Here is an 11721-nt window from a genome sequence, read left to right on the forward strand (position 1 = left end):
CTCAGTCGTCGACGACGTCGACGCGGACGCGGCGGCCGTCGGCCAGCGCGCCCACGATGGTGCGGAGAGCCTTGGCGGTACGGCCGGAACGGCCGATGACCCGCCCGAGGTCCTCGGGGTTCACTCGAACCTCGAGGACCTCGCCACGCGGCGAACCCTTGGCCACGACGTGCACGTCGTCCGGGTGGTCGACGATGCCCTTGACCAGGTGCGTGAGAGCGGGAGCGAGCAAGGTGTTACGCCTTCTCGCCGTCGGCCTCGGCCGTGATCTCTTCGGCCTCGGCGACGACCTCGGCCTCAGCGGCCTCCTCGGCCTCGACCTCGGCCTCGACGACGGCCTCCGCCTTGGCCTCGGTGTTGTCCTTCTTCGGCTTCAGGACCGGCTTCTTCTTCTCGTCGGCGACGAACGTCTCCTTGGCCTCGGCCGTCTTGACGGTCGAGACGGCGTTCTTGTCGCCCTTGAACTTGCCCCAGTCACCGGTGAGCTTGAGCAGCACGAGCACCTGCTCGGACGGCTGGGCACCGACGCCGAGCCAGTACTGCGCGCGCTCGGAGTCGACCTCGATGCGCGAGGGCTCCTCGGTCGGGTGGTACAGACCGATCTCCTCGATGACGCGGCCGTCGCGCTTGGTGCGCGAGTCGGCGACGACGATGCGGTAGTACGGAGCGCGGATCTTGCCCAGGCGCTTCAGACGGATTTTGACAGCCACAATTCTCCTGTGTTGACGTCCGGAACCCGCAGGGTTCCGGTGGATTCGTTGTCGAACTGACTGCCGTGGGCGTGGGGGCACACGCGGCAGGAGGTCTATTGTTCGTCCGCCGTGCCGGATAGAGGGTCGGGCACAGCGAACTCAACTAGATATTCTGTCAGAAAAGCGCGCCCAATGAACAATCGGACGGACGGGGTCACCCACGATGCAGATCGAATTCGCAGAGTCGGAGCGCTCCACCGTCGGGATCGAGTGGGAACTGGCGCTGGTCGACGGATCGACCGGCGACCTCGTGCAGATCGCCGACGACGTGCTGCGCGAGCTCGGGACGCCGGACGGCCGGGAGCACCCGCAGATCACGCACGAGCTGCTCCTGAACACGATCGAGCTGGTCAGCCGCGTGCACCGCACCGTCCCGGCGGCCATCGCCGACCTCCAGGAGCTCATCGCGCTGACCCGGGAGGTCACCGACCCGCTCGGGGTGGAGCTGATGTGCGCGGGCACGCACCCCTTCGCCCAGTGGTACGACCAGAAGATCACGCCGAACGAGCGCTACGACCGGCTGCTGGACCGCACGCAGTGGTGGGGCAGGCAGATGATGATCTGGGGCATCCACGTGCATGTGGGGATCGACGACCGCGACAAGGCGCTGCCGATCGTCAACGGGCTGCTCACCTACTACCCGCACCTCCAGGCGCTCAGCGCGTCGAGCCCGTTCTGGGCGGGAGCCCGCACCGGCTACGCCTCGAACCGCGCGCTCATGTTCCAGCAGCTCCCGACCGCGGGGCTGCCCTGGCAGTTCGGCACCTGGGCGAACTACGAGGAGTACGTCCAGGACCTCGTGACCACCGGGGTCGTGGAGGATCACAGCGAGGTGCGCTGGGACATCCGGCCCTCGCCGCGCTGGGGCACCGTCGAGATGCGCGCGTGCGACGGACTCTCGACCGCGGACGAGGTGGGAGCGGTCGGCGCGCTCATCCACTGCCTGACCGACCGGATGTCCGGCGACCTGGACGACGGCGTCGAGCCGGTCACCCTCCAGCCGTGGTTCGTGCGCGAGAACAAGTGGCGCGCAGCACGGTACGGGCTGGACGCCGAGATCATCGTCGCTCCGGACGGCACGGAGCGCCTGGTGCGCGACCAGCTCCTCCAGCTCGTGGACGAGCTCGGCGACACGGCGGAGCGGCTGGGCTGCTCCGCCGAGCTCGCGACGGTCGCCGACGTGCTGGACGCCGGCGCGAGCTACCAGCGTCAGCTCGCCGTCGCGGAGGCCAACGGCGGCAGCCTGCAGGCGGTCGTGAGCTCGCTCACCCATGAGCTCCGCAGCGGGCTCGACCGCTCCAGGAAGGACACCCGCGACACCGGCACAGATGGCTCATAACCATGCATAGATCATCCATAGACTCCTCCCCTAGGCTCGGAGGCATGTTCCACCGCCGGCCCCTCGCCACCGCCGCCACAGCGCTCGCCGCGCTGCTGCTCGGGACGGTCGCCCTCAGCGGATGCGCGTCCGCCTCCTCGCAACTCGCCGTCGGCGCCACCGTGCCGGCCGGCAAGCACCCGGTGGTCGCCATCGTCGGCGACTCCATCGAGTCCGGGATGGGACTGGAGCCGTTCGAGTCCTGGCCCGCGCTCGTCGCCGTCGACCGGCGCTGGGGCCTGGAGAACTTCAGCGAGCCGGGCGCGGGCTTCCTCGCCCTCGGCTCCAGCAACGCCGACTTCAACGCCCAGATCGACCAGGCGATCGCCGCCAAGGCGAACGTCGTGCTGATCGGCGCCTCCGACAACGACCTCGGTCAGGACGACGCCGCCGTCGCCAAGGCGATGGCGGCCGCGGTCGAGCGCCTCAGCGACGCACTGCCGAAAGCACGTCTGATCGGATACAACGCTCTCACCGGGCAGGCCAGCGACAGCGACCTCGCTCCCCTCGACGACGCCCTGAAGAAGGCCGTCACCACGGCGGGCGGCAAATGGATCGACCTCGGGCAGCCGTACCGCGGCCAGGTCGGCCTCGTCCAGGACGACGGCGAGCATCCCACGCTCGAAGGGCAGCAGGCGATCGCGTCCGTCGTCCTGGCGCGGCTCGACGGGATCGTATGACCCAGGCGACCCGGCGCGACCGTCGGGGGCGCCGGGTCGCGGCCGTCCTCGCCGTGGCCGCCGGTCTCGTGCTGACCGGCTGCACGACGCTCGCGCCCACCGCGCCGTCGACCCAATCCTCCTCCGCGACGACGGCGGACGCGCAGCCCACGGCCGCGGCGATCGGCGACTCCATCGCGATCGGCTGGGGCGTGCCCGCCGACGACGCCTGGCCGCTCGTCGCCGCCACGCGGCTCGGCTGGAACCTGACCGACCTCGGCGAAGGCGCCGCCGGCTTCAGCAAGCCGGGCGTGAACACGCACGACTTCGACGACCAGGTGAGCGCGGCGATCCGGCTGCGACCCCAGGTCGTCATCGTCGCCGCGACGCGCAACGACGCCAGCACGGCCGCCACGGCCCCCGCGACGCTCGAACGGGATACGCGGGCGGCGATCGACCGGCTGTCCGACGCGCTGCCCCACACCACGATCATCGGCATGGGATCGGTCTGGGGAGCGACGCCTCCGGAAAAGACGGCCCCCGTCATCGATGCGGCCCTGAAGAGCGCCGTCCTGGCCGTCGGCGGCCACTGGCTCCCGCTGGGCCAGACGTTCCTCGGCCACCCCACGCTCATGCTGGCGGACGGCATCCACCCGACGAGCGCCGGTCAGGAGCTGCTCGGCAGTGCGGTCGCTGACGCCATCGCGAAGGCGCGGATCGAGCCAGGACCGGCTCGCGGCTAGCTCCGACGGCGCGCGCCGACACGCCCGGGCGGAACGCACAGCGACTTATCAGTCACGGCGGTCTACCCTCACTCCGTGCCCACCCGTTCCCGCCTGATCGCCGTCGCGGCGATCGCCCTCGCGGCGGCCGCCCTCGCCGGCTGCTCCTCCGCGGTCCCCGCACGCCCGGTCGCCGCCGACGGCACCGCTGCCGCGGCCCCCGCGGAGCGCACCAAGCCGCAGGTCGTCGCTATCGGGGACTCCATCGCCTTCGGCAAGGGCGTGCGCCCGGATCAGGCCTGGCCCGCGCTCGTCGCAGCGCAGCACGGGTGGTCCCTCACCGACCTCGCCGTCTCGGGCTCCGGATTCGTCAAGCCGGGCTGGAACGGCGACACCTACCGCGACCAGGTCGCCACCGCCCTCGGACTGCACCCCGACTACATCCTGATCGCCGCCACCCGCAACGACCGCACCGAGGACGCTGCGCTCGTCGTCGCCTCTGCGGATGAACTGCTGGGTGAGCTGCGGGACACGTTCCCGCGGGCGCACATCATCGGTATCACCACGGTCTGGGGCGCGGACGCGCCGCCGCCGACCGTCGCCACCGTCGACGGGATCGTCGGGAAGGCGGTGACCGGCGTGGGCGGGACGTTCCTCGACATCGGCCACCCGCTGGCCGGGCACCCGGAGCTGGTGCAGGCGGACGGCATCCACCCGAACGCCGCGGGCGAGCGCGCCGTCGCGAAGGTCATCGAGGACCGGCTCGCGCCGCTCGGCGTGACCTCCTAGAGGCTTCCGCAGCCGGGGCTCAGCGCCCCATGAACTTCTGCAGGGCGGCCAGCTCCTCTTCGGTCGGGCCTCCGGCCTTCGCTTTGTTGCCCGATCCGAGCCCGAAGCCGGTGCCCGCCGCCGCGCCGGCCGGCTTGACGCCGGAAGCAAGGGCCGCGTTCTCGGCGGCGCGCTTGGCCGGGTTGCCCGAACGGGAGCCCTTCTTCTTGGGCTGCTGCTTGCCGCGGCCCGCGTAGCCCGCGCCGGGGATGGGGCCCATGCCGGGAACGTTCGGCACACCGCCCTTGGCGACGGTCTTCATCATCTTGGCGGCCTGCTCGAACCGGTTGACGAGCTGGTTCACCTCGGTGACCGTCGTGCCGGAGCCCTTGGCGATGCGCAGGCGACGTGAGCCGTTGAGCAGCTTCGGCGTGGTGCGCTCGGCCTTGGTCATCGACTGGATGATGGCCTCGGTGCGCACGATCTCGCGCTCGTCGAAGTTGTCGAGCTGCTGCTTCATCTGGCCGGCGCCGGGGAGCATGCCCATCATCTTCTTGATGGAGCCCATGTTGCGGAGCTGCTGCATCTGCTTGAGGAAGTCGTCCAGCGTGAAGCTGTCGGTCGCGAACTTCTCGGCGACCTTGCGCGCCTCGTCCTCGTCGAAGGCCTCCTGGGCCTGCTCGATGAGGGTGAGGATGTCGCCGAGGTCGAGGATGCGCGACGCCATGCGGTCGGGGTGGAACGGCTCGAAGTCGTCCAGTCCCTCGCCGGTGGAGGCGAAGATGATCGGGCGCCCGGTGACCGAGGCGACCGAGAGGGCCGCGCCACCGCGCGCGTCGCCGTCGAGCTTGGAGAGCACGACGCCGGTGAAGTCGACGCCGTCCTGGAACGCCTTGGCCGTGGCGACGGCGTCCTGACCGATCATGGCGTCGATCACGAAGAGCACTTCGTCCGGGTCGGTGGCCTTGCGGATGTCGGCGGCCTGCTTCATCAGCTCGGCGTCGACGCCGAGGCGTCCTGCGGTGTCGATGACCACGGTGTCGTACTGCTTGGTCTCGGCGAACTTCATGGCGTCCTTGGCGACCTTCACCGGGTTGCCGACGCCGTTGCCGGGCTCCGGTGCGTAGACCGGGACGCCGGCCTGCTCGCCGACGATCTGGAGCTGGGTGACGGCGTTGGGCCGCTGGAGGTCGGCGGCGACGAGCAGCGGCGTGTGGCCGTCCTTGACCAGCCACTTGCCGAGCTTGCCCGCGAGGGTCGTCTTACCCGCGCCCTGGAGGCCGGCGAGCATGATCACCGTCGGCGGCTTCTTGGCGAACTGGAGGCGGCGCTGCTGGCCGCCGAGGATGGCCACGAGCTCCTCGTTGACGATCTGGACGACCTGCTGCGCCGGGTTCAGCGCCTTGTTGACCTCGTCGGACAGGGCGCGCTCGCGCACCTTGCCGGTGAACTCCTTGACGACGTCGAGCGCCACGTCCGCGTCGAGCAGCGCGCGGCGGATCTCCCGCACCGTGCCGTCGACATCCGCCGGGGAGAGCTTGCCCTTGGTGCGCAGGTTCTTGAAGGTGTCCGTAAGACGGTCGGACAGCGAGCCGAAAGTAGCCATGATCCTGCAAGTCTACCGGGCGATCCTGGCCTCCCGCCGAGCCTCGGACCCGCGCGTCAGCCCTGCGCGTCAGCCCTGGGTCTCGACCGCGACCACGTCGCCGCGCACGTCGAAGGAGACCGCGAGGATCGCGTCCGTCTCGTCCGGGCTGATCGAGTAGTCGAACGTCGCGAAGACCTCGTCCTCGCCGGCCTGGTCGGCCTGCAGTCTCACGGTCAGGAGCTGGAGGGAGCGCAGCACGTCGATCGCGATGTCCCCGGAGTTGTGGACCAGGAGGTCGAGCAGCGACTCCCCCAGCTTGTCCACGTGCTCGTCGATGTAGCTGGTGGTCGCCGACTGCCGCGAGCTCAACTCGGCGATCAGGGCGTCCCTGGCCCGGGCGTCGAAGCCCTCCAGCGCCTGGATGAGCGCGGCGGCCGAGTCGAGGGCGTACTCCCCCACCGCTTGCTCGTCGTCGGCGCGGAGCTCGACCTCCACCGCCTGGTCGGCCAGCTCCACCGTGTCGTTCCAGGCGAGGCCGCCCGAGGCCGTCTCGTCGATGACGCCGAAGTAGTCGTGCTCGATGGCCATGCCGGTCCGCTCCTATCCGACGAGCTGCTGGGCGAAGACGTGCGGCGTGAAGCCGGTGAGGTCGTTGATCCCCTCGCCCTGGCCGATCAGCTTGATCGGCAGGCCGGTGCGCTCCTGCACGGCCAGCACGAAGCCGCCCTTCGCCGAGCCGTCGAGCTTGGTGAGCACGAGCCCGGTCACGCCGGCGTGCTCCAGGAACGCCTCCGCCTGCGCCAGGCCGTTCTGGCCCGTGGTCGCGTCGAGCACGAGCAGCACCTCCGCGATGGGCGCCTGCTTCTCGACCACGCGCTTGATCTTGGACAGCTCGTCCATCAGGCCGCCCTTGGTCTGCAGCCGGCCCGCGGTGTCGATGATGACGATCTCCGTGCCGTCGCGCTTGGCCTTCTCGACCGTCTGGAACGCCACCGACGCCGGGTCCTGGCCCTGCTGCTGCGGGCGGACGATCTCCGCTCCCGCGCGCTCCGCCCAGGTGGCGAGCTGCTCGACCGCTGCGGCGCGGAAGGTGTCGGCCGCGCCCACCACGACCGAGCGGTCGTAGGTGCGCAGGAACTTGGCGAACTTGCCGATCGTGGTGGTCTTGCCCACGCCGTTCACTCCGACGACGAGCACGATCGCGGGACGCTCGCTGAGCTTGAGCGTGGTATCGAGCTTGGAGAGGCGCTCCTCCATCGTCTCGCGCAGCATGCGCTGGAGGTCGGCGGGGTCGGTGGTGTGGTAGCGATCGACCTTGGCGCGCAGATCGTCGACGACCGCCTCGGTGACGTCCGGACCGAAGTCGGCGGTGATGAGCGCCGTCTCCAGATCGTCCCAGGTGGTGTCGTCGATGGTCTTCCGGGCGAACATCCCGCGGAGGGCGCCCGACAAGGACCAGGGGGTACGGTCTGCCATGCACTCAGACTAGTTGGTACGGTGGCGGCATGTTCTCCCTGGTGGCGGTGTCGGCCGAGCTCGCAGAGCAGCTCGTCGCGATCGAGACCGACGGGGAGGACGCGGTGCACCAGGCGCGCATCCGCGTGCGGCGCCTGCGCAGCATCCTGCGGGTCTACCGGGCGGCGTTCGAGAAGGATGCCGCTCTCGGCATGCGCACCCGGCTGACGGCGCTCGGCGACCGGCTGGGCGCCGTGCGCGACCTGGAGGTGAAGGCGGCGACGCTCGAGGACCTCCTGGAGGCCGACGACCCACCGCACGTGGTCGACGCGGTCACCGCGGAGGCGGAGGCCACCCGGGCCGAGCACGATGCGGCGCTGGCGTCGCTGCTGCGCTACCTGCACGGCGCGGCCGTCCGCGCCCTGCTCGCCGACCTGCAGATGTTCGCCGCAGAGCCACCGCTCTCCCGGAAGGGGCGGCAGCATCCCGGGCGCGTCACGACGCGCGGCCTCGAGAAGGCGGTCGCCAAGGTGCACCGGCTCCGTGGCGACAGCCTCGAGGAACGCCACGCCACCCGCAAGGCGGCGCGCAAGGTGCGCTACGCCGCCGACGCGGTCGCCGACGACCTGGGCCGGGAGGCCGTGCGGCTGTCCGCGTCCGCGAAGGCCGTGCAGGACGCGCTCGGCGACAACCGGGACGACCTCCTGCTGGCGCACGAGCTGCGCGAGCACGGGCACACCGGCCTCGCCATGCGCTGCGAGCGGCGCGCGGCGGACGCGCTCGACGGCATCGACGGCAAGCTCGCCGCGATCGCGTTTGAGGGAGCCGGCGCCTAGGCGGAGGCCTTCTCCTGGGCGACGCGCTGGCCGACGACCGCCGAGACGCCGTCCTGGCGCATCGAGACGCCGTAGAGGGCGTCCGCGATCTCCATGGTGCGCTTCTGGTGCGTGATCACGATGAGCTGGCTGTTCTCGCGGAGGTCCTCGAAGATCGTCAGCAGGCGGCCGAGGTTGGCATCGTCGAGCGCCGCCTCCACCTCGTCCATGATGTAGAACGGGCTGGGCCGGGCCTTGAAGATCGCGATCAGCAGTGCGACCGCGGCCAGCGACCGCTCACCGCCGGAGAGCAGCGAGAGCCGCTCGATCTTCTTGCCGGCCGGCTTGACCGACACCTCGATGCCGGTGGTGAGCAGATCGTCCGGGTTGGTCAGCGCGATGTGGCCGGAGCCGCCGGGGAACAGGATCGGGAAGACCCGTTCGAACGCGGCCTCGGTGTCCGCGAAGGCCGACTCGAAGATGGTCTGCATCTTCTCGTCGATCTCCTCGATGATCGTGACGAGGTCCTTGCGGGTGTTGGTGAGGTCGGTGAGCTGCTCGGTGAGGAACTTGTGCCGCTGCTCCAGCGCGGCGAACTCCTCCAGCGCGAGCGGGTTGACCCGGCCGAGCTGGCCGAGCTTGCGCTCGGCGGTGGCGAGGCGCTTCTGCTGCTGCTCGCGGACGTAGGGTGTGCCGGGGCGCTCGTCGGTTTCGGCCGGGTCGGCCGCCTCATCGGGCGTCTCGTCCGCGTCCCGGGTGTCCGGCGGTACCGGCACGTCCGGCCCGTACTCCGCCACCAGCACGTCCTCGACGAGCCCGAGCTCGCTGCCCGCCCGCTCCAGCAGGCTCGACAGGTGCAGTTTTTTCTCGTAGATCTGCAGCTCCAGGCCGTGCACCGACTCGGTGATGCCGTGCAGCCGCTCGCGGAGGGCGGCCTCCTCGCGGCGGACGGTCGCGAGCTCCTCGTTCTGGCTGGCGCGCCGGGCCTCGGCGGCGGCGAGCTCCAGGCGCGCCTGCGAGACCGAGCGGTCGGCGGAGGCGAGCACGGCGGGCAGGACGTCCACGACGCCCTGCGCGGCCTCGAGCTGCCGGCGGCGGATGACGGCACGGCGGGCGGCCTCCTCGGCGGCGGCGCGCTCGGCCTCGAGCTGGCGGGCCAAGGCCTCTCCCCGCGCCTGCTCGGCACGGACGCGCTCCTTCGCGGTCTCGACCGCCAGGCGCGCCTCGACCTCGGCCTCGCGGGCGGCGTCCAGTTCGGCGGAGAGCGCGTCGCGGGCGGAGACGTCGAGGATCGGCCGCGGTCGCGCCCGGGCGACCTCCAGCTCGGACTTCGCGGACTCGGCGGCGGCCTCGGCCTCCGCGACGCGCTCGGCGGCCTGCTCCAGCGCGCGGCTCAGCCGGTCGGAATCCGCCACGGAGGCCTCGAACTGCACCTTGACCCGGTTGAGACGTTCGGTCTGCGCCGCGAGCTGGGCATCGGACTCGCGCAGCGCGGTCAGCGCCGCCTGGGACTGCTCCTTGGCGACCTGGAGCACGCCGCGCTGCTCGGCCAGCGCGAAGCGGGCGCGATCGATGAGGGAGGTCACCTCGCCGAGCCGGTCCTCGGCGGCGTCGCGGTCGGCGATCAGCTCGATGCGGCTCTGCTTCGCGCCGGAGCCGCCGCGCAGCACGAAGTCGGTCAGCACCTCGCCGGTGCGGGTGATCAGGGTGACGGGGCCGCCCAGGTTCCGCGCGCGGAACGCGTCGGCCGCGGCGCGAGCGGCGTCCACGTCGTCGGCGATGGCCGTGAACGCGAGCAGGCCGAGCACACCCGTCGGCGCCTCCACGACGGAGCGCGCCGGGACGACGCCGGCCACGCCGGACAGGTCGACCTCCGGAGCGGCGGCGTCGGCGACGACGACCTCCACCCGGCCGAGGTCGTCGCCGGCGGCGTGCGCGACCGCGTCGAAGGCGGCGTCCCTGCTCTCGGCGAGAACGGCGTCGGCGAGCGTGCCGAGGGCGGCGGCGACGGCGGCCTCATTGCCGGGATGAACCCGGATGTGCTCGGCGACCAGGCCGCGGACGCCCGGCAGCCGCGCGGCGACGAGCGCCGCCGACCCGTCCTTCTGATCCAGCGCCGACGACAAGGCGGAGGTGCGCGCCGCGAGGGCGTCGCGCTCGCGCTCCAAAGTGTGGAGGTCGTCCCGCAGCCTCTCGATGAGGCCCTCAGCCTCGAAGACGTCGGCCTGCGCGAGCTCGTACGCCTCGTCCAGGGCACCCTCGCCGAGGTCCGTGGTCACGGCCTCGGCCTCCCGGGCGGCCAACTCGGCGCGGGCCTTCTCCAGCCGCTCGGTGGCGGCGTCGAGCGCGTTCTGCTGGCGGAGGACCTCGCCCCGCACCGCGGCGAGGCGCTGGGCCGACGCCTCGGCCTGGCCGTTCAGCTTGCTGATCTCCAGATCGTGCTTGGAGACGAGCGCGCTCTGCGCCGCGATCTCGTCGTCCACCGCGTCGAGACGGGCGCGCGCAGCACGGGTCGCGGACTGCGCCGCCTGCCAGGCCGACTCGGCCGCCACGACGGCGCCGCGCAGCCGCTCGACTTCGTCGGCGGCGTCCTGCACCTGCTGCGGGCTGACGCGCGGCCCGTCGTCCCTCGCCTCGCCCTGGCTGCCCAGCAGGGCGACCTTCTGGGTGGCGAGCGAGTAGAGGCTGCGCAGGCGGTCCTGCGCCTGTTCCAGCGCGAACGCGGTGCTGCGCGCGACGTCGACCTCGTCGCCGACCTGCGCCTGCTCCAGCCGGGTACGGCGCAGCTGCTTCTGCTCGAGCTGCTCCTGCAGCACGATCTGCTCGCTGTGGCGCGAGGCCTCCGTGCGGGTGTGGTCGTCGAGCGCGCGGCGCAGCCCGACCACGTCGTCGGCCAGCAGGCGGGCGCGCGCGTCGCGGACGATCGCGGCGATGGACTGCGCCTCCCGCGCGATCTCGGCCTGGTGGCCGAGCGGCTTGAGCTGGCGGCGCACCTCCCCGGCGAGGTCGCTCAGCCGGGTCAGGTTGGTCTGCATGGCCTCCAGCTTGCGGAGGGTCTTCTCCTTGCGGCGGCGGTGCTTGAGGATGCCGGCGGCCTCCTCGATGAAGCCGCGGCGCTCCTCCGGGGTGGCGCGCAGCACGGCGTCGAGCTGGCCCTGGCCGACGATGACGTGCATCTCGCGGCCGAGACCGGAGTCGCTCAGCAGCTCCTGCACGTCCAGCAGCCGGCAGGACTGGCCGTTGATGGCGTACTCGCTGCCGCCGTTGCGGAACAGCGTGCGCGAGATGGTGACCTCGGTGTACTCGATCGGCAGTGCGCCGTCGGTGTTGTCGATCGTGAGCTGCACCTCGGCGCGGCCGAGCGGGCCGCGGGTCGAGGTGCCGGCGAAGATGACGTCCTCCATCTTGCCGCCGCGCAGCGTCTTGGCGCCCTGCTCGCCCATCACCCAGGCGAGCGCGTCGACCACGTTCGACTTGCCGGAGCCGTTCGGCCCGACCACGCAGGTGACGCCCGGCTCGAAGGCGAAAGTCGTCGGCGTGGCGAACGACTTGAAGCCTTTGAGCGTCAGACTCTTCAAATACAC

At 71.5% G+C, this 11721-nt stretch carries 11 protein-coding genes; 5 read left to right on the forward strand and 6 right to left on the reverse strand.

What is annotated here, in order from left to right:
• Position 1: 1 nt before the first annotated feature.
• Both ABIA36_RS16695 and rpsP read right to left on the reverse strand, forming a co-directional pair.
• Entirely contained in the window at positions 2 to 232 is a 231-nt protein-coding gene (locus ABIA36_RS16695) for an RNA-binding protein (RefSeq protein ID WP_369963650.1), read from the reverse strand.
• A 4-nt stretch (positions 233 to 236) separates the two neighbouring features.
• On the reverse strand, positions 237 to 710 hold the full coding sequence (gene rpsP / locus ABIA36_RS16700; protein ID WP_369963651.1) for a 30S ribosomal protein S16: 474 nt from the start codon (positions 708 to 710) through the stop codon (positions 237 to 239).
• 205 nt (positions 711 to 915) lie between these two features.
• Here rpsP and ABIA36_RS16705 point away from each other — a divergent pair, with 205 nt between their 5' ends.
• The 4 genes from ABIA36_RS16705 (at position 916) to ABIA36_RS16720 (ending at position 4300) form a co-directional block, all read left to right on the forward strand.
• Positions 916 to 2091 carry a glutamate--cysteine ligase gene (locus ABIA36_RS16705; protein ID WP_369963652.1) on the forward strand — a complete coding sequence of 392 codons (1176 nt, stop codon included), beginning with the start codon at positions 916 to 918 and terminating at the stop codon, positions 2089 to 2091.
• 44 nt (positions 2092 to 2135) lie between these two features.
• Positions 2136 to 2810 carry an SGNH/GDSL hydrolase family protein gene (locus ABIA36_RS16710; protein ID WP_369963653.1) on the forward strand — a complete coding sequence of 225 codons (675 nt, stop codon included), beginning with the start codon at positions 2136 to 2138 and terminating at the stop codon, positions 2808 to 2810.
• Entirely contained in the window at positions 2807 to 3532 is a 726-nt protein-coding gene (locus ABIA36_RS16715) for an SGNH/GDSL hydrolase family protein (protein WP_369963654.1), read from the forward strand. The genes ABIA36_RS16710 and ABIA36_RS16715 overlap by 4 nt, the downstream gene beginning before the upstream one ends.
• A 75-nt stretch (positions 3533 to 3607) precedes the next feature.
• Positions 3608 to 4300 carry an SGNH/GDSL hydrolase family protein gene (locus ABIA36_RS16720; RefSeq protein WP_369963655.1) on the forward strand — a complete coding sequence of 231 codons (693 nt, stop codon included), beginning with the start codon at positions 3608 to 3610 and terminating at the stop codon, positions 4298 to 4300.
• 19 nt (positions 4301 to 4319) lie between these two features.
• Here ABIA36_RS16720 and ffh read toward each other — a convergent pair whose 3' ends face one another.
• From ffh to ftsY, 3 genes are all read right to left on the reverse strand, one after another.
• The gene (gene ffh, locus ABIA36_RS16725) at positions 4320 to 5885 is read right to left on the reverse strand and encodes a signal recognition particle protein (protein WP_369963656.1); all 1566 of its coding nucleotides are present in this window, start codon (positions 5883 to 5885) and stop codon (positions 4320 to 4322) included.
• 69 nt (positions 5886 to 5954) lie between these two features.
• Positions 5955 to 6455, reverse strand: coding sequence for a DUF2004 domain-containing protein (locus tag ABIA36_RS16730; protein ID WP_369963657.1), 501 nt, complete (start codon positions 6453 to 6455; stop codon positions 5955 to 5957).
• 12 nt (positions 6456 to 6467) lie between these two features.
• Positions 6468 to 7343, reverse strand: coding sequence for a signal recognition particle-docking protein FtsY (gene ftsY, locus ABIA36_RS16735; protein ID WP_369963658.1), 876 nt, complete (start codon positions 7341 to 7343; stop codon positions 6468 to 6470).
• Between the two features lie 29 nt (positions 7344 to 7372).
• Here ftsY and ABIA36_RS16740 point away from each other — a divergent pair, with 29 nt between their 5' ends.
• Complete coding sequence (locus ABIA36_RS16740; protein WP_369963659.1) at positions 7373 to 8158, forward strand: CHAD domain-containing protein; 786 nt, start codon at positions 7373 to 7375, stop codon at positions 8156 to 8158.
• On the opposite strand, the gene smc is transcribed toward ABIA36_RS16740, so the two are convergent.
• Complete coding sequence (gene smc / locus ABIA36_RS16745; RefSeq protein WP_369963660.1) at positions 8155 to 11721, reverse strand: chromosome segregation protein SMC; 3567 nt, start codon at positions 11719 to 11721, stop codon at positions 8155 to 8157. The genes ABIA36_RS16740 and smc overlap by 4 nt on opposite strands.

It is taken from the genome of Leifsonia sp. EB34 (assembly GCF_041260585.1).
Lineage (GTDB): Bacteria > Actinomycetota > Actinomycetes > Actinomycetales > Microbacteriaceae > Leifsonia.

Excerpts from the sequence above, each read along its gene's own strand:
- ABIA36_RS16705 (WP_369963652.1), top strand. The coding sequence starts at position 916 with ATGCAGATCGAATTCGCAGAGTCGGAGCGCTCCACCGTCGGGATCGAG.
- ABIA36_RS16710 (WP_369963653.1), top strand. The coding sequence starts at position 2,136 with ATGTTCCACCGCCGGCCCCTCGCCACCGCCGCCACAGCGCTCGCCGCG.
- ABIA36_RS16715 (WP_369963654.1), top strand. The coding sequence starts at position 2,807 with ATGACCCAGGCGACCCGGCGCGACCGTCGGGGGCGCCGGGTCGCGGCC.
- ffh (WP_369963656.1), bottom strand. The coding sequence starts at position 5,885 with ATGGCTACTTTCGGCTCGCTGTCCGACCGTCTTACGGACACCTTCAAG.
- ABIA36_RS16730 (WP_369963657.1), bottom strand. The coding sequence starts at position 6,455 with ATGGCCATCGAGCACGACTACTTCGGCGTCATCGACGAGACGGCCTCG.
- ftsY (WP_369963658.1), bottom strand. The coding sequence starts at position 7,343 with ATGGCAGACCGTACCCCCTGGTCCTTGTCGGGCGCCCTCCGCGGGATG.
- ABIA36_RS16740 (WP_369963659.1), top strand. The coding sequence starts at position 7,373 with ATGTTCTCCCTGGTGGCGGTGTCGGCCGAGCTCGCAGAGCAGCTCGTC.